The 17720-nt window shown below is 62.9% G+C and carries 17 protein-coding genes; 7 read left to right on the plus strand and 10 right to left on the minus strand.

The genetic code is table 11. The annotated features are described in order from the left end of the window. Nucleotides 1-11 precede the first annotated feature (11 nt). On the minus strand, nt 12-1310 hold the full coding sequence (locus Q2941_RS08285; RefSeq protein ID WP_458192157.1) for an ABC transporter substrate-binding protein: 1299 nt from the start codon (nt 1308-1310) through the stop codon (nt 12-14). A gap of 109 nt (nt 1311-1419) precedes the next feature. On the opposite strand from Q2941_RS08285, the gene Q2941_RS08290 reads away from it, so the two are divergent. After that, complete coding sequence (locus Q2941_RS08290; RefSeq protein ID WP_458192158.1) at nt 1420-2412, plus strand: LacI family DNA-binding transcriptional regulator; 993 nt, start codon at nt 1420-1422, stop codon at nt 2410-2412. A 99-nt stretch (nt 2413-2511) separates the two neighbouring features. After that, complete coding sequence (locus Q2941_RS08295; protein WP_371260494.1) at nt 2512-2616, plus strand: hypothetical protein; 105 nt, start codon at nt 2512-2514, stop codon at nt 2614-2616. 84 nt (nt 2617-2700) lie between these two features. Here the strand turns inward: Q2941_RS08295 and Q2941_RS08300 are convergent, their stop codons facing one another. The 6 genes from Q2941_RS08300 to Q2941_RS08325 all read right to left on the minus strand — a co-directional run bounded on the left by Q2941_RS08300 (nt 2701) and on the right by Q2941_RS08325 (nt 8903). Continuing rightward, on the minus strand, nt 2701-2943 hold the full coding sequence (locus Q2941_RS08300; protein ID WP_035662904.1) for a hypothetical protein: 243 nt from the start codon (nt 2941-2943) through the stop codon (nt 2701-2703). Next, the gene (locus tag Q2941_RS08305) at nt 2940-3170 is read right to left on the minus strand and encodes a hypothetical protein (protein WP_371933062.1); all 231 of its coding nucleotides are present in this window, start codon (nt 3168-3170) and stop codon (nt 2940-2942) included. The genes Q2941_RS08300 and Q2941_RS08305 overlap by 4 nt, the downstream gene beginning before the upstream one ends. A 239-nt stretch (nt 3171-3409) precedes the next feature. Next, the gene (locus Q2941_RS08310; protein WP_027524134.1) at nt 3410-4156 is read right to left on the minus strand and encodes a Crp/Fnr family transcriptional regulator; all 747 of its coding nucleotides are present in this window, start codon (nt 4154-4156) and stop codon (nt 3410-3412) included. 3 nt (nt 4157-4159) lie between these two features. Further along, entirely contained in the window at nt 4160-7321 is a 3162-nt protein-coding gene (locus Q2941_RS08315; protein WP_458192159.1) for a CheR family methyltransferase, read from the minus strand. Between the two features lie 295 nt (nt 7322-7616). Then, on the minus strand, nt 7617-7886 hold the full coding sequence (locus Q2941_RS08320) for a hypothetical protein (protein WP_027524132.1): 270 nt from the start codon (nt 7884-7886) through the stop codon (nt 7617-7619). A gap of 9 nt (nt 7887-7895) precedes the next feature. Then, complete coding sequence (locus Q2941_RS08325; RefSeq protein WP_027524131.1) at nt 7896-8903, minus strand: chemotaxis protein CheB; 1008 nt, start codon at nt 8901-8903, stop codon at nt 7896-7898. Between the two features lie 96 nt (nt 8904-8999). On the opposite strand from Q2941_RS08325, the gene Q2941_RS08330 reads away from it, so the two are divergent. After that, the gene (locus tag Q2941_RS08330) at nt 9000-9404 is read left to right on the plus strand and encodes a response regulator (protein WP_027524130.1); all 405 of its coding nucleotides are present in this window, start codon (nt 9000-9002) and stop codon (nt 9402-9404) included. A gap of 55 nt (nt 9405-9459) precedes the next feature. Continuing rightward, nucleotides 9460-9663 carry a hypothetical protein gene (locus Q2941_RS08335; RefSeq protein ID WP_156944423.1) on the plus strand — a complete coding sequence of 68 codons (204 nt, stop codon included), beginning with the start codon at nt 9460-9462 and terminating at the stop codon, nt 9661-9663. Nucleotides 9664-10341: 678 nt separating this feature from the next. On the opposite strand, the gene Q2941_RS08340 is transcribed toward Q2941_RS08335, so the two are convergent. The 3 genes from Q2941_RS08340 to aspD all read right to left on the minus strand — a co-directional run bounded on the left by Q2941_RS08340 (nt 10342) and on the right by aspD (nt 13652). Then, nucleotides 10342-11103, minus strand: a complete 762-nt coding sequence (locus Q2941_RS08340; RefSeq protein WP_254111982.1) for an enoyl-CoA hydratase-related protein — start codon at nt 11101-11103, stop codon at nt 10342-10344. Between the two features lie 628 nt (nt 11104-11731). After that, complete coding sequence (locus Q2941_RS08345; protein ID WP_458192160.1) at nt 11732-11953, minus strand: hypothetical protein; 222 nt, start codon at nt 11951-11953, stop codon at nt 11732-11734. An 85-nt stretch (nt 11954-12038) separates the two neighbouring features. Next, nucleotides 12039-13652 (minus strand): aspartate 4-decarboxylase, encoded by a 1614-nt coding sequence (gene aspD / locus Q2941_RS08350; protein WP_458192161.1) that lies wholly within the window; start codon nt 13650-13652, stop codon nt 12039-12041. A gap of 79 nt (nt 13653-13731) precedes the next feature. Between aspD and Q2941_RS08355 the strand changes: the two genes are divergently transcribed. The 3 genes from Q2941_RS08355 to aspT (Q2941_RS08365) are packed head-to-tail and all read left to right on the plus strand — an operon-like array spanning nt 13732 to nt 17391. Further along, entirely contained in the window at nt 13732-13992 is a 261-nt protein-coding gene (locus tag Q2941_RS08355) for a hypothetical protein (RefSeq protein ID WP_458192162.1), read from the plus strand. Beyond that, nucleotides 13989-15680 (plus strand): aspartate-alanine antiporter, encoded by a 1692-nt coding sequence (aspT, locus tag Q2941_RS08360; RefSeq protein ID WP_458192163.1) that lies wholly within the window; start codon nt 13989-13991, stop codon nt 15678-15680. The genes Q2941_RS08355 and aspT (Q2941_RS08360) overlap by 4 nt, the downstream gene beginning before the upstream one ends. Nucleotides 15681-15696: 16 nt before the next feature. Continuing rightward, entirely contained in the window at nt 15697-17391 is a 1695-nt protein-coding gene (gene aspT, locus Q2941_RS08365) for an aspartate-alanine antiporter (RefSeq protein ID WP_458192164.1), read from the plus strand. The last annotated feature ends 329 nt before the right edge of the window (nt 17392-17720 follow it).

Consider the following 17720-nt stretch of genomic DNA (forward strand, 5'->3'; position numbering starts at 1 on the left):
GCGTCCGGCGCCTATTTCTTGTTGCGCTCGGCGAGCTGCTGCTCGATGTCGCCCGAGATGCGCTTGTAGGCCTCATCGAGAGTAACCTCGCCGGCGACGGCCTGGCCAAGCCGGCTGATCACCGCATTGAGGATGACGCGGCTCGCCGGATAACCCTGCAGCCGGTTGGCCGCTGGCGCGAGCTGGTTGACGCTGTCGCTGAAGACCTTGAGCGCCGCATTCGCAACCGGCGACGCATCCTTGTAGTCGAGGCCTTTGCGGGCGAGACCGAGATGGCCCGGCACGAACAGGGAGCGGGCATAGAACTCGGCGACGACCTCCTCGCTCGCGATGTAATCGAGCACGCGCGCCACTTCTTCGGGGTGCTTGGTCGACTTGATGCCGACCAGCGCCGCGCCGCCCGGCATACCGGAGCAGTTCGCCGGCCCACATGGCGTCGGCACCGCAACCCAGTCAAACGCCGTTCCGATCGTCTTGTCGAACTGGCTGATCTGCCAGGAGCCCGATTCGTACATGACGACCTGGGCGTTCTTGAATTCCTCGTTGGCGCCACGGTAGGTCGCCCCCGCAACCGAGCCCCATAGCTCCTTCGACATCACGCCAGTGTTGTGCCAGTCGTAGATCAGCTTGGCCGCGCGCTTGAACCCGTCGTCAACGACCGCCGGCTGACCATTGCCATCGAACACGGCGGCGCCTTCCGAAATCGCCAATCCGAAAAAGCGGTGGCCGGAACGGTCGAACGCGATCGGAAATGGCGCCTGGACCTTGTCCGCCACCTCCTTTGTCGCCTTGCCCCAGTCCTCCCAGGACGCTTTCGGACCCGGCATTGCGACGCCCGCCTGCTCGAACAGCGTCTTGTTGACGAAAGGTCCGGTCACGGTCAGTTGGGTCATGAAGCCCGGGATTGAAGACGTGTCGCCCGGCACCCGCATCCACTGCAGGAAGGGACCGTAATTCGCCTCCCAGTAATCGGCGTTCTTCAAGTAGGGGCGCAGGTCGAGCATATAGCGGGCAAGACCGCCCATGTCGCCGACGCGCGCGATGTCGGGTCCCTGCCCCGAAGCCAGTTGCACCGGTAGATTCTCGTTGATGGCCTTGAACGGCACCTGGTCCAGAACGACGTGAATGTCCCGGTTCTTGTCCTCGAACCGGCGGAGGAGATCGGCCATTACCTCGCCTTCGTTGCCGTCCGAGTACCAGGTCATCCGAAGGACTGTCTGCGCCTCGGCGGGGCGAACGCCCGAACCGCCCGCCAGGAGGCAGGCCGCCAGCACGGAGGTGCTGATAGCGCGTCGGGTCATTGTCCTCATTTGCGTCCTCCGGCGATGCTTTGATTGTTAGAGGCAGTTTGGCAAACGTTTGCCTAAGCTGTCAATCGCTGTATTCTCCCTGTTCAGCGGATCACACCCGAGCCGAACAATGACGAGCAAGCAACGCTCCGCCCCCGCCTCACTCGCGACAGTCGCCGCGGCTGCCGGGGTTTCGATCGCCACCGTCTCGCGCATCGTCAACGGCGAAACGCGCCGGGCCTCGGCCGAGACCATCGAGCGCGTCCGCAAGGCCATCGCCGTCGTGGGCTACCACCCCAACCACGCTGGCCGAACGTTGCGGCGGCGCGAAAGCCGCCTCGTCGCGATGCTCGCCCCCAACCTGGACAATCCCGTGATGGCCGCCATCGCTGCTTCGACCGAAGCCGCCTTGCGCGCCGCCGGTTATGTGATGATCCTCTGCGACACGCACGATCGGCCCGATCTGCAGGACGAATATCTCAACGCCATGCGTTCGCAGGTGGTGCGCGGCTACATCATGGTCGCCAGTGTGCCGAGCGCAGTGCTGAAGGATTTCGTTGCTGATGGCGCGCCAATGGTCTTCGTCAACCGCCGCCCGCCGTTCGGGCGCGGTGCCTTCGTTGGCATCGACAACATCAAGGCGGGCGCTGAGGCCGCCGACATGCTGTGGTCCGCGGGACTGCGGCGCTGCGGCGTGCTGGCGCCCGCCCAGGGATCGTCCGTTACGCGGGATCGCCTCAAGGGGTTCTGCAACCGCATGCGCGCGCTCGGCGTCACAGAAATCCCGAAGGCCGAGGCGGCCGGCCGTTCTCACCTCGAGATCGGCTATGAGGCCGCCCGGCAGCTCGCCGCGCGAGATGGCTGGCTCGAGGGACTGATGTGCGTCAGCGACCAGATCGCCTACGGCGCCTATCGTTTTGCTCGCGAGAGCGGCATCCTGGTTCCGGAGCGCTGCAGGCTCGTCGGCATCGATGGCAACCCACTCAACCGCTGGATTGCGCCGTGGCTGCGATCGATCGAGGTGAAATACGAGGATTTTGGCCAACCGATCGTCGAGCTACTCGACCACGTCTGGCACGGCAGGGGCCACGCGGAGCGGATCATGCCGCACGGCGAGGCGTAACAAGGTCTCATCTCCTGATCCGTTCGTCGCACGATGCGCTGCAGTTGAAACGGCTGCCGTCTCGATCGGCCTAAAGCTGACAATCCGGCACGAAAAGACTTGCGCGCAAGTCTCACCGATCCGCGGCTAGAGCGCGCGATCGGCGTGGTGTATCGGCCCGAGACGGAATTCTTGAGCCACTATTTTCGAGGCCGTGCTGCCTGAGCAGTACGACGCCTTGGTCTGGTTTGAAGAGACGAGCGCAGTCGCGCCGCTAGCCGTCGGCTCGTCGCGTGGCGCTGCGGACACCTATCCGTTCGGATTCTGACTGGCGCTCGGGGCCTGATCGCGAAGCTGCGTCACACGATCAGGCATTTGCGAGACGGGTTCGAACTTGGCGATGCGCTGGTCCAGACGCCACAGTTCGATGGGATAGAAGCTCACCAGCGCCTGGGCCTGGCGCTTGGCTTCCTCCTCGCCGTCGCAGACGAGATTGATGCAGCCGAAGACATGGCCGTCAGGATCGATCTGGAATGCCCGGTAGTGCTTCATGATCTGCCTTCTCCTTGCCAGCGCTTGCGGACAGCCGGGGCGGTCAACCAATCGGTCAGATTGGAAGCCACTTCGTCCTGCTTCGCACGGCGCAGCAACATCTCTCGCTCCTTGCCGGCCGGAAGACGGCGGGCATGTTGGCGCGCCAGTTCGGCTGAGATCTGCAAACGCTCCTGAAGCGAATGCGTCTGTTTGGTACGGTTGCGTTTGGTGGTCATCTTCTGCATTCACGAACGATCTGGATGGAAGGGAATCGGCCCCGGCCGGAGGCTCAGAGCGCCGGGGCCGATCGCCTGCCGCACCAGGAGGCGGCCCGGGCGGACAGCCTTCGTAGCTTCGGGGCGGAACCGGGTTCCGGCATTTCCATAGGTTAAGCGGAGCAATTGTTGCTCGCCGCCAGGTCTGGCGCTGCACTGCGATGCGGTCAGGCGAATGGAGCTTGCTGCCCAACGATATGAAAGACCGGCTACTTGCTGCGGTAGAGTTGCAGATAGCTCGGCGAGTACAGCGCGGCGTCCTTGAGTGCTTCGACATCGTTGACCGTCAAGGTGCGCTCGCGCAGTACGATCAGGCCGGCGGCGCGCAATTCCTGCACGGTGCGATTGAGATGGACCACCGACAGGCCGGTGGCGTCGGCCAGATCCATCTGGGTTACCGGCATGATACAGGAATTGCCGTCGATCATTCCGACCGGGCGCAGCCGCTCGAAAATCTCGCAGAACAGATGCGCCACCCGTTCCAGAGCGACACGGCGGCCGAGATTGATGGCCCATTCGCGCTGGATGGCGCAGCTCACGAGCGTCTCGCACCAGAACGCCTCCGCCAGCGAACGGTCGCTCGCGATCAGACTCTCGAAACGCGCGCGCTTGATTTCGGTATAAACGACCGGCGTCAGCGTCGCGATGGAGTGATCCATCACCGCCAGCAGGAACGCATGCGCGTCGCAGGTCTCGCCGGGGAAGATGAAATTGACGATCTGGCGGCGCCCGTCCTCCAGTGTCTTGTAACGGCAGAGCCATCCCGACAGCACGATGCGGACGCTGTCGACGGGATCGCCCTCGGAGATCAGGTCCTCGCCAGAACCCGCGCGTTGCATCCCTTCGAGGACGGCGTGCTCGAGCGAAGCAGAGGCGCCCGCCGACAACGGCCGCAGCGCATTCAGCCGGCGAATGACCGGATCAGTAACGCTTCGATCGAGGGTCGACACGGGCATTGGTTACCCCCCCGGCGTATGGAACGTGCGCTTGCTCAAGGGAATCGTGATCGTACATTGCAGCCCTGAAGTGCTGAACGCTATTGTCGTCTGGCCCTTGAACTCGAACGCCAGCGTGCGCTCCAGAAGCTCGGTGCCAAAACCCTTTCGCGGCGGCGGTGTAACCTGTGGCCCGCCCCGCTCGCGCCATTCGAAGACCAGTTCCGGCGGATCGGTGGCCTCATCGAAGCGCCAGGAGATTTCGATCCGCCCCGTGGGCCGGCTCAAGGCGCCATATTTCAGCGCGTTGGTCGCGAGCTCGTGGATGGCGAGCGCGAAAGTCTCCGCGGCCTTAGGCTGGAGACGTACCTTGGGGCCGGAAACCCGCACCTGCTCACCCTCGCGAGCATTATAGGCCAGGAGCTCCTCGACGACGAGATATTCGAGATCGACGCCGCCCTCGGGATCGCGGGTCACCAGCGCCTGGGTGCGCGCGAAGGCGTTCAAGCGGCCGTCGAGATGGGAGGCGTATTCCTCTACCGTAGAGCTCGATTCCGCGGAGCGGCGGGCGATCGAGCGCACGACGCCGAGCGTGTTGCGGACACGATGCTGGAGCTCGGCGAGCAGCAGGCGCTGCCGCTCCTCGGCGCGAGTGATCGCGGTGACATCGATGAAGGTGATGACGACGCCGGCGATGAAATTGTCGATGCTGCGATAAGGCAGGATGCGCACGATATAGCGGGTACCGCTGTCCGGCGCGGTCAGCTCGCGCTCGGCGCTCGCCAGCGTCCGCAGCACGCGGCGGACGTCATCATAGAGCTCCTCGATGGGGATGCGCGCCTTGATGTGGGCGATCGGGCGGCCGACGTCGGTTTCCACCAGGTGCAGGACCTGCGTAATCGCGGGCGTGAAATTCATCACCCGCAAATCATTGTCGAGGAACACGGTTGCGATCTGCGTGCTCTCGAGGAAATTCTTCAGATCGCTGGTGGCGCGCGTCAGTTCCTGCACGCGGTGCGCCAGCTCGCCATTGACCGTGGTCAGCTCCTCGTTGACCGACTGCAATTCCTCGCGCGAGGTCTCGAGCTCTTCATTGGCCGATTGCAGCTCTTCGTTCAGAGACTGGTATTCCTCGTTGGAGGATTTCAGCTCCTCGTTGGTGCTCTCGAGCTCCTCGATGGTCGCCTGCAGTCGCTCCCGCGTCGCCCGCAGCTCGCTTTCCAGCCGCTCGACGTGCTCCGTGCGCACCAGCGCATTGGGATTGCCCTGGTCGGCCTCGATCGCGCGGACAGGACCGTCTTTGAACAGCACCACGAAATTGCGGTGACCGCCGGTGCCCTCCTGGATCGGCTCGACCGTGATGTCGACCAGAACGCGGTGGCCGTTCAGCCCGAGTAGCACCTGCTCGGCATGGGCGGGCTCGTTGGTCTCCGCCGCGCGGCCGAGCGCTGTGCGCAGTTCGAGCCTGAGATCGCGATGCACGAGTTGCAGCAGGTCGAGCGTGGCGGCGCCCGCGGTCGGCTCGATGTAGCGGCCGGTGCGCCCCGAGAAGTGCAGGATCTGGAAATTGTCGTCGGTGATGACATAGGCCGGCGCGTAGCGCTCGGCGATCCGCTGTGCGCGGCGCTCCAGACCCACATCCGGGCCGAACGAACGCACCGGCGGCACCTCGACCGGCGCCCTGCCCGCCGTCGTCGTGATCGGAAATTCCGGCGGCAGCCGCGTTCCGGTCTCGAGCTTCTTGAAGATGCGGGCGCGGCGGTCGACCGGCGCGAACAGCTTGGGATGCCGCGTCACGTTCTCGGAATTACCGAGAAAGAGGTAGCGGTCCGGCAACAGCGCGAAATGGAACAGCGGGATCACCCGGTTCTGCAGTTCGGCATTGAGATAGATGAGGAGGTTGCGGCAGGAGACGAGATCAAGCTTGGAGAACGGGGCGTCCTTGATGACGTTGTGCTGCGAGAAGATGCACATCTCGCGCAATTCCTTCACCACACAATAGGTATCGCCTTCGCGCACGAACCAGCGCGCGAGGCGTTCGTTGGTCATATCCGCCTCGATACTGGTGCGGTAGCGGCCGACCCGCGCGGTGGCGAGCGCCCGCCCGTCGATGTCGGTTGCGAAGATCTGGACCTGCGGTGCGGAATCGAGCCGCGCCATGTGCTCGCGCAGGAGGATGCCGATCGAATAGGCCTCCTCGCCGGTGGCGCAGCCGAGCACCCAGATCCGAACCTGCTGGCCCGCGCCCTTGCCTTCGAAGATCTTTGGCACGATCTGCGTCTCCAGCACCTCGAATTCGCGCTTGTCGCGGAAGAACTCGGTGACGCCGATCAGAAGATCGTTGAAGAGGTGCTGCGCCTCGTCCTTGTCGTTTCGCAGGAAATCGACGTAGCCCGGAATCTCGTCGATCTGGACCACCTGCATGCGCCGCTGCACGCGACGAAGGAAGGTGTTCTGCTTGTAGCCGTGGAAATCATTGCCGGTCTTGTTGCGCAGGATGTCGGCGATGCGCGAGAGCGAGGTCGCGGCTGCCGCCAGCACTTCGTCGAAGCCCTGCTTCTCCTCGAGGCGCCGCAGGTGCCGGGCATAGACCTGGATGTGCTCGGGGATATCCTCCGGCGGCAGCACGTAGTCGGCGATGGCCGCGGGCGTGTTGCCGTCGAGCAGATGCTCGGATTCGGGGCTCGCTATCTTTTCCGCAATGGCCAGACCGCCGTGGTCCTTGAGCGTGGCGGTGCCGAGCGTGCCGTCACCGCCGGTGCCGGCAAGAATCACGCCGATCGACTGCTCGGCGCGCTCTTCGGCGAGCGACACCAGGAAACTGTCGATCGTGGCGCGCTCGCCCGGTGCCTGCTCGGCCTTGCGGATCGCGAAACGGTCGCCCTGGATGGTGGTGATCATCGCCGGCGGGCACAGGTAGATCGTACCTCCCTCGATCGTCCCGGCGTCACCGATGTCGGCGACCTTGGCGCCGTTGGAGCCGCGCATGGCCTCGCGCAGCCGGTCCTCGTCGAAGGCCTCGTGATGCTGAAGCGCCAGCACGATGGCCTGGTCGTCCGCCACGGTCAGCTTGGCAAAGAAACGCTGGATGCTCTCCAGGGCGCCGGGCGATGCGCCCACGCCGATGATCAGCGGGGCCTTGACCTGACGCTCTCCCTCGACCGGCTGGTCGCCGACTTCTTTCATGGCTCTGGTAGCTCTCTTTGGCTGGCCGGGAGCAACGGGCGTCCGGCCCCTGCAATTAGCAGAAATCGATCTTACCCCAACAGCTCAAAGGCAGAAACGCCGTCTGCGCCGTTCGATCCCGCAGCGCAAGCGTTGTCAGGCGCCATGAGGCGGGTCATACCCGCCCGGTGGCGCTGGAACCCACGATGCAAATATCCGAAGAGTGGCCCTGATCCGGCGTGCCGGGGGCGCCGCAGCGTTCGACTAAATATTCGAGCTCGGCACGGAATTCAGAAGGCCGTCCGTCGGTCGGCCCCTACGCTCCTGGATCAACCTGCCTCTGAAGATAGATCACCCGCTGCTCGATCAACGTGCGATGGCGCTCCCACTCGATCAGGGTCTGCTTGAGGAGATCGACGAGCCGTTCGGCCTGGCGCGTATCATGGCCGCCGGCCATGAGGTCGCGCACCCGATCTTCCTGGTCGCGGATCCGCTGCCAGCCTTGCTCGATATCCTGATCGGCCTTGACGAGAAGCCGCTGCTCGGAATGGAGCTCCTCGGTACGCTCGGCGAGGGAATGGGCCATGGCAGTGCCTCAAGCTTCCTGCTTGCGAACCCGGGGATCAAGCGAGTGTAGCACGACCCGCCGGATCATGTCGGCATATTCGCGGTATTCGGCAGCCCGCGAGGCGTACATTTCGGCGACCGCGGGCCGGCCGCTGCGCCGGCCGTCGGAAGCCATACGTTGCACCAGTTCCGCCCGCTCCTCGATGATGCGCAGTGCGACGCGCAAGGCTTCATCGACGCGTCCCTCCTGCTCCTTGGCCAGCGCATCGGCCGTGTAGGCGTGACCGACCTGACAGCGGAAACGCATCGGGCGCGATTCTTTGACCTCGGAGAGCACGCCGCCACAGGCCGGACAGGTCAGCGCGACGGGATCGGCAAGCGAAGTGAGGATGTCACTGCCGATGCGGTCACCAGCCGCAATCTCGACTTCGAGCCTGATCTCCGGCGGAATCGGCAACACCGCCCCTGGAGGCTCTCTGACGAGCTCGGACAGGACGTCGCCCATACTGGCGCCCGGCACACAGAGATCGATGGTGGTCGCCTCGATAGCGCGCCTTGGCATTTCGTCGGCGATGGCATCGGACGGATCCTGCACCACCGTCGTCCCGCCGCAACGCTTGATGGCGTTGAGGCCGGCCGCGCCATCGGACAACAGCCCGCTCAGGAGAACGCCGATCACGCGCGAACCGTGATGCAGCGCGGCCGAGCGAAACAGCGCATCGATCGCCGGCCGCACCATGTTCTCGCGCGGACCGCGGCCGAGCAGCACACGGTCCTCGGACAGCAGCAAATGGTGATCGGGTGCGGCCAGATAGACGCGGCCGGGTTCGATTTTCATGCCGTTTTCGGCCTGCCGGACCGGCAGCTTGCCGGCGCTGCTTGCGACCGTGGAGAGAATGCCAATGCCTTGCGCCGGTATGTGCAACACGATGAATACGGCCGCCGGCAGGTCTGCCGGGAGGCGGCCCAAAATCTGCTTCAAGGGTGCCGTCGCCCCCGCCGAGCCCCCGATGACGATGATGTCGCGGTTGCTCATGGAACCGGCCTTCGATTGCATCGTTTGGACCAAGGCGGCTTCCGGTCTTATGTTCCTAAAGACTTGGAGGAGACTTGCTTGATCCTTGGAGGCACCATGTCGGCATCGCCCACATTGTCCCGTCAACGCATGCCGCTGGCGGGCCGGCGCATTCTGGTGGTCGAGGACGAATATTTCCTCGCTGATGACATCGGCAGGACACTTCGCGCGCTCGGCGCCGAGATCGCCGGACCGGCCGGTCACATCGAGGACGCGGTCGAGATTCTGCACGATGGCGGCGTCCTGAACGCCGCAGTGCTCGACGTGAACATTCGCAGCGACATGATCTTCCCCGTAGCCCGCGAGCTCAGGGCGCGCCACGTGCCCTTCGTGTTCACGACTGGTTACGACAAAATCACCATCATTCCCGAGTTCCAGGACATCGTGCTCCTTGAAAAGCCGCTCGATCTCGCAGCGATGGCCCGGAAGCTGACGAGGCTCATCGACGCTCCAGGGATCTGACACACAACGGCGCGTGGTGCTCGCGCCGCTCATCGCAAAGATAGAGGGACACGCGATGATCTACACACCCAATCCCGCGCTGGATACAAAAGTCCTGGCGAATTCGCGCGAGCTGGTTCGCGAGGCGCTCGCGCTGCTGCGCGGCAGCGATCATCTCGTCAGTGCGCTGCGCCTGCGTGAGGAGCTGGGACGTCAAGAACTGCCGCGCAGTGAACGTCAGCGGCCGGGCGTAACTAGCGTCCCGCTCACGGCAAGTTGACGGCTAGAACAGATGCGCGAGGGCCAGTCAGGCGGTCACCGCCAAGCACAACGCAGCGGCGAAATAAGGCAGCGCAACGCGCAAGATGACCTCCCGCCCCGTCAGCTCAGCATCATCCAGACAATTGCGCCCGTCATCACGAGAAAACCCGTAATGGCGGTTGCGACAAAGGCCTGTTCCACGCGATCCATCGCCATGGCAGCCCCTTTCCAGCCCGATCAGTCTGATGGGCTGGGAGGTGTTGCGCATTAGGATATGTGAATCGACCGCTGCTACTTATGTCCGCAGAGGTGCACCAAGGCCGAGCCGCAAGGAGTTGCGGCGCTGCGATTTTAGCTGTTCCCGCCAGAATCCCGCCAGTTCCACAGCCGTCACCGGAGGCTGCTTCCTGGTCAAGCGGTATGGCCGTCGAACTCAGCCTGTCACGCTGGGGCGTCATCCGCGCGGGATCCGACCCGCCGGGAATTCCGCGCGGCCCGAGTTGCTCTCTTTGCAGATCGCCGGCCGAGCACGGCGGTGAAGAGGCCTCCGCAAAAATATCGAAAACAACCCCATGCAAAGTAGCAAGCAATCCCGAACTTAGGCGAAATACGGATTTTGCGAACTTGCTTGACACGTCGGGCAAATCACCGGCATGATGCCATCATCGCAGCATCTGGATGGATCACTTGCGCCGGCCTACCTGGCCTTGCGCGCAAAGAAGTTCTGGAACGCAGCGAGCGCCTCGGGCGAGCGCATGCGCTCTGCGAAGAAATGGTTCTCCTGTCCGATCCGCCGCTCGATCTCTTCCGTCGGGAGCTTCAGGAGCTTGCGCGCGATCGCGACGGCGTCGGCCGGCAGCGCACAGATCTCGCGCGCCACCTTCTGGGCCTCGACCACGGCGTGCCCGGGCGCCACGATCTGGTTGACGAGGCCGGCCTCCCTCGCATCCTCCGCGCTCATCTCGCGGCCCATGACCAGCGTCGCAAACGCGCGCTGATGCCCGACCATCTGCGGCACGAGCAGGCTGGTGGCGCCATCGGGCACGAGGCCGTAGTGGATATAGGGCGAAGAGAACGTCGTGGTCGTGCTCGCGATCACGTAGTCGCAGTGCACGACCATCGTCATGCCGATGCCAATCGCGATGCCGTCGACCGCAGCGATGATCGGCTTGGTGTTGTTGACCAGCGCCTGCAGGAAAATCACGGAATTGCGCGGCCGCGCGCCATCGTCGGCCGCGGTCGCGGCCTTGAGGAAATCGCCGATGTCGTTGCCGGCAGTGAAGACACCCGAACGCCCCGTCAGGATCAGGCAGCGGATCGCTGGATTGGATTGCGCGGCGTTGATGGCATCGCTCATCGCCAGGTACATGTCCTGCGTGAGCGTGTTCTTCTTCTCGGGACGGCGCATCGTGATCGTGCGCGTGGCGCCGTCGTCGGTGACGATGATGTGCTCAGCCATGGCGCTTGCCTCGCATCACTAGCGAATGAATCCGAATCGCGACGGCCTGGTCCTTTGTCTTCGGACAGGGTCGCACGTCGCAAGCCAAAGCCAAACGAAAATTTGTCAGAATGAGACTGCGCGGCTTGCGATCTGTCGACGGCCCTCGGAGACGACATCAATGGACGTCGGACCGGCCGGAGACAACAACGATTTGCGCGGTTAGCTACGAAGTTGGATTTGCCGAAAATAGTGAGTTTGGGGAGTGAACCACCTGGCTAGGGCGCGCACCTCGTCTTCGCATGTTTCCAGTGCGATCTTCTGGGCGAGCATCACATCACCGATTGGCAGATCACCAACCGGCACGAAACAGAGCCCCTCGCGGAGGCGACCTGTTTTGTCAATCTCGCATACATTGACCGAGGTGCCAGTATAGATCCTGTACTGATTTCCGGTGTTTCCTCCGACGACGTCGAAGTAGCCCTTACTTGCGAACTGCTCTCGCTGCGCCTGCGATAGCCATTCTCGCAGCATCCGCAGCGACCGTCCCTCGGGCGTAGTCTCGGCGCCGTGCCTTATGAAGAGGGCTCTCGTCGCTCTCACGCGACGACTCAAGAGAATTGATCGAACCCCGAACATGACTAGGCGACTACCCGCCAACTAGTCTGGGAAAAAAGAGTGTCTCTTCCGCCGAGGGGTCGAACGACCGGACTTTCGATACCTGATCTGGACTGGTCCGGACCGCCGCGGTAAAGCCAATCCTGGTCAATTCGTAAAAGCGCTGTTCCGCCTCGGCCAGTTCCTTTGCGTCGCCGGAGTTGAAGGAATAACGGCTATCCCCGTTGCGGTCCATCACGAGCTGGATTGGCATAATCGCACTCCTATGATTGCTATTGGTCGAGGATCTTGATCCACGGGCAACGCCCTATCAGGGCGTCGCCGTAGCCGCGTTTCCTTTAGCCTCCCTTAGACGCCTCGTATGTGTCCCGGTATCCTCTGGCAATCGTTCGAACGCCCCGTCCGATATCGTCGTAGACGTCGTCCGGCAGGTTCGCCAGGGAGACACGGAGCGACCATTCGGGAGCATCGAAGCCGCCACCGTTCAGCAGCACGATCCCGTGGGCTTCCGCCAAGCGGAATGCAAGGTCGAGCGGATGAATGTGCTTCTTCAGATAGTCAACGGCTTCATCCCCGATGTTCTTCCGGGCCCAGAACTCGAAATCGATCAGGGCATAATAGGCGTCGTAGTTTGGATTGGGCGACAGCTTGTCGGCGAGTCCAAGGCCATCGAGCATCGCCCACAGCCGCTTGTTGACGATTTCCATGCAGGCAGCCTGGTAGGCCTTCTTCGCGTCCATCATTTCCGCGAGCGAGAAAAGGCTCATCATCACCTGCTGCGGCAGCGACAGGCCGGCAGTGTGATTGAGCGCGACGTCGCGACTGTCGGCAACGATGCGATCGATGAATTTCAGCTTGCGCGGCTCCAGCGTCAGCGGCCCGTAGCGCTTGTCGAGCGCCTTCACGGCGTCGTCGGGCAGCTTCGCGATCATCTTGTCGAAGATGTTGTCTTCGTGAATGGCGATGGCGCCGAGCCGCCATCCCGTGCAGCCGAAGTATTTCGAATAGGAATAGACGCCGATGGTGTTGTGCGGGAGCTCACCCAGCAGCGAGCGGAAACCGTGGACGAAGGTGCCATAGACGTCGTCGGTGAGCAGCATGAGGTCGGGGCGCTTGGTCTTGACCAGGTTGCCCAGCTTGGCGATCGTCTCCGGGCTCACCCCCATGCCAGAGGGATTGGCGGGATTGACGATGAAGAAGGCCTTGATCTTCGGATCCTCCAGCTTCTTGATTTCATCGTCGGTGAACTGGAATTTGTTTTCCTGCGGCGCCCTGATCTGGACGACCTTGAGGTCATAATCCTCCAGATGCGTCATCTCGATGTAGGGTGTGAAGATCGGCGTTCCCAGCGCGATGGTGTCGCCGGGAAGCAAAAGGCGATTGGCCTTCAGCGACTTGAAGAGGTAGCACATCGCCGCCGTGCCGCCCTCGACCGCATAGATGTCGAACTTGCCGGCCGGCCGCGGCTCACCGCAAACGGACCACATCAGATATTCGTGCACGATCTTTTCGTTGTGCACCAGCATGCGGTCCGGCACCGGATAATTGTCGCCGATGATGGAATCGACGAGCTCATGGACGAAGGCGTCGGGGTCGAAGCCGAATTTCTTGACCGCAAAAGGCAGCATCTCCGAAAGGAAGCTCGCGCCCGGCATGTCGGAATGCTTGGCGAGCCAGGCCTCAAACCGTGGGGCAATGCCTTTCGCCTGAGGCATGCCGCCAATCCCCGCCGGGTGCTCCATAGTTCGCTTGCTTTCGGTGATCGCGAACTGCCCCAGCAGGAAGAAACCTTCGCGCGGCGTGGTGGCCACCCAGTTCGGATTGCCGCGGCCGGCATTCAGAAACGCGGATTGCGTCCGCTTTGACGTCGCCTTGGCGAGATTGATCAGCTCGTCCTTGATCTCGAACGGGCTCAGCGCCTCGAATTTTTTCAGGGTCAAGATATCGGCCATGTGACACTCCCGAGCTGTCGAGCTGTGCAACTTCGCCTGCGCAATCGCGCTCAGGATGATGAGCGGTCAGTGACGTCCCTTGATCTACCTCAAGGCCCAGGCGGCGATAACGCTCCGGATCGACGCAATTGCTGCAATGCAGGAAACGATTTCGTCGGCGGGTTCGCAGATGCCGCGAGGCTCGGCAATTGCCATTGACATAAATCAACGTTCCCTCTTCGAACCGTCTCTTCTTGTTGATCGATACGGCTTCAGCTCTCGTCGTCGGATCTTCGATTCACGAAGTGGAGCGAGAGCAAAGCGGGCGCACGCCGACGGCATGAACGGGGTGACATCATGATCGACTGGTTCTTTCAGACGCTCAAGACCTATCCGGAAATCGCGATCTTCCTGTCCCTGGCCCTGGGCTACTATTTTGGTTCCTTCACCTACAAGGGCCTGGGACTGGGGGCTGTCACCGCGACACTGATTGCCGCTGTCATCATCGGCCAGATCGGGATCACGATTACAGGCCCGCTCAAGCCGTTTTTCTTCCTGATGTTCCTGTTTGCCATCGGCTACGGCGTCGGGCCGCAATTCGTGCGCGGCATCGCGCAGGATGGTGTTCCCCAAGCGCTATTCGCTGCCGTCGTGTGCGTGTTCTGCCTGATCGCCCCCTATGTCGCGGCGAAGATCGCCGGTTACGACGTCGGTTCGGCCGCCGGGCTCTATGCCGGCTCGCAGACGATTTCGGCGTCCATGGGTCTGGCAACCGATGCCATCAACAGGCTCGGTCTGTCGCCGGAAGAAACCAAGAAAATCCTCGACGGCATGCCCGTCGCCTATGCAGTCACCTACATCTTCGGCACCGTCGGATCGGCGATCGTCCTTGCGCTGTTTGGTCCGGCCCTGCTCGGCATCGATCTCGAAGCAGCGTGCAAGAGATATGAAGAGGAGCACGGCGGCAAGAAGCAGTTGGGCGGTCCTGGCACCGCGTGGCACCAGTTCGAAGTCCGTGCATTCCGCGTTCGCGAGCGCGGCCCGGCGGTCGGGAAGACGGTGCAGGAGGCCGAAGCGCTGGTCCCCGATCAGCGGGTGTTCATTCTGCGGTTGCGACAGGACGGGAAGATCATCGATGCCATTGCCGATGCCGTGATTCACGCGGGTGATGTCGTGGCCGTGGCAGGCCGGCGCGACGTGCTCGTTCAGCTGATCGGTGAACAGGCGGAGGAAATCGACGATCGCGAGCTGCTCGCCATGCCGATCGAAGGCGTCGATGTCTACGTGACCAGCAAGGACGTTGACGGCAAAACCCTGGAGGAACTGGCGAAGAGCCCGGCCGCGCGCGGCGTGTTCCTGCGCAAGATCACAAGGGGCGCGATCGCGGTCGACATCCCCATCCTTCCCAACACCAAGCTGAACCGCGGCGACATCGTCACCATCGTTGGACGCACGCCCGATGTCGCGGCCGCGACAAAGATGCTTGGCCGGCCGGATCGGGCAACCGACGTTGCCGACGTTGCCTTCATCGGCGCCGCCATTGCCATCGGCGCGCTGGTTGGCGCGATCGTCTACAAGATTGGCAGCGTGCCCCTCACGCTGTCCACCTCCGGCGGAGCGCTGATCTCAGGCCTGTTCTTCGGCTGGCTGCGTTCCGTGCGGCCGACCTTTGGCCGAATCCCCTCGCCTACCGTCTGGTTCATGAACTCCGTCGGCCTGAACGTTTTCATTGCCATAGTCGGTATCTCGTCGGGACCGGGCTTCGTAGCCGGCCTGAAGGCGCTTGGCATCGGGCTGTTCCTGTGGGGCGTCGTGGTAACGACCGTGCCGCTGATCCTCGCAATGTATGTCGGCAAATACCTGTTCAAATTCCATGACGCCATCGTGCTCGGATGCTGTTCCGGCGCACGGACCACGACTGCCTCGCTCGGCATGGTCAATGATCGCGCCAAAAGCCAGATTCCGGGTCTTGGCTATACCGTCACCTACGCGGTTGGAAACACGCTGCTGACGATCTGGGGCATGGTGCTCGTCATGCTGATGACCTAGAAATCGGCTGCTGGAGATGCTGACCTGGCTGGAGCAGTTTCTCGTCCGTTATCCGGAGCTCGCGCTGTTCCTGGTGATCGCCGCAGGCTACTGGATCGGAAGCTTCAAGATCGGCGCCTTCAGTCTCGGCCCGGTCACGGGTTCGTTGTTCGCCGGCCTGGTGGTCGGCGACTTCGCGCATGTGCCCGTTTCCAGCATGACCAAATCCTTCCTGTTTCTGCTGTTTCTGTTCGGGGTCGGCTATTCCGTCGGTCCGCAATTCGTGCAGGCGATGAAGCGCGACGGGCTGAAGCCGATGCTGCTCGCCGTCGTCGTGTGTCTCACCGGCCTTGCGGCCGCAATCGTCGTGGGGAGGATACTCGGGCTCGATCCCGGCTTTGCAGCGGGGCTGATGTCGGGGGCGCTCAGTCAAAGCGCGGCGATGGGAACGGCGACCGACGCGGTCAACGGCCTCTCGGCGACCGAGGCGCAGCGTGCCCTCTATGTCTCACACATCGCAGTTGCTGATGCGGTCTGCTACATCTTCGGGTATGCGGGGGTGATCACATTCTGCACGGTGGTCGCGCCGGCACTCCTGAAGATCGACCTGCGCGAAGAGGCGCTCAAGCTCGAGCAGTCGCTGGGAATGACCCGCACCAAGCCGGGTCTGGCATCCGCGTGGCGAAAGTTCGAGCTGCGTGCCTATCGGCTGGACGAGCACTCTCCCCTAGCCGGATCGACCGTCGCGGCCGCCGAAGCCCGCCTGCCCGAGCACCGCGCGTTCATCCATCGGATCCGCCGTGGAGAACGCATTCTCCAGGCGGAGCCCGGCACCATCCTCGCGCCAGGCGACGTCATCACGATATCGGCGCCGCGCCAGATCATCGTGGAACTGATCGGCTCCCGCGCCGAGGAGGTCGAGGACAGAGGGCTGCTCGACATTCCCTTGATCTCCGCTGACGTCTTCCTGATCGATGCCAAGCTCGCGGGCATGAACCTGCAGGAGGCCTCGCTGCAGGACTGGACCCGCGGCCTCTATTTGCGCTCGTTGAGCCGGGGCGGCCAGGAGCTTCCGATTGCTCCCGGCATCATCCTGCAGCGTGGCGACCTGCTGCGCATCGTCGGCCCCGAACCGGTCGTGGAGAACGCGGCGAAGAATATCGGCGTCATCGTAGCCCCCAGCACAAGCATCGATTTTGTGGTGCTGGGGCTCGCTATCTTCTTCGGCGGCATCTTTGGCGTTCTCGTGAGTTTTCCTGTCGGCGGCATCAAGATCGCGCTGAGCACGAGCGTCGGCACGCTGCTTGCCGGGCTTCTGGTCGGCTACCTCCGCACGCTCAATCCGCGCTTCGGCCGGATTCCGGACGGCGCCATCAGTCTGATGACGTCACTCGGACTGGCCGCGTTTGTCGGGCTCACGGGGATCCATGCGGGGCCGATCTTCCTCTCCGCCTTGCGGGAATCGGGCATCGGCCTGCTGCTCGGCGGCATGGTCGTGACCCTGCTGCCGCAGATCGTCGGATTCTGCTTCGGTCATTTCGTCTTGCGCATGAACCCAATCCTTCTGCTCGGCGGGTTGACCGGGGCGCAAACGGTAACGGCGGCAATGGCCGCCCTCCAGGAGCGATCGGGAAGCCCGGTGCCCGTACTCGGCTATACGCCGGCCTATCCTATCGCGAACATCCTGCTCACGACCTGGGGCTCGGTCATGGTCGTTGTGTTCGCGGCCTGAGGCCGACACGGGACAACCTATGTGTTGGGAAGGGACATTCAGCGTCGCATCACTAGTGCTACGGCTGCCTTTTCGAGATATCCCGGTTCAATCCATCATGGGCCAGTTTTCGTGAAAGACGTGGGGAAGGGAAGCCCGAAACATTCGATTTTTTGGGCTTTACCCACTTCTGCACGCGATCATACAAGTGGGGCTCATTCGTCATCGGGCGCAAGACGATCAAGAAGCGCATGCGAGCCAAGCTCAAGGCGATCAAGATGGAGTTGCGCAAACGTATGCACGACCCCGTCGCGAAAACCGGAGCTTGGGTGAAGCAGATGCTGCAAGGG

Source organism: Bradyrhizobium sp. UFLA05-153, assembly GCF_054185185.1.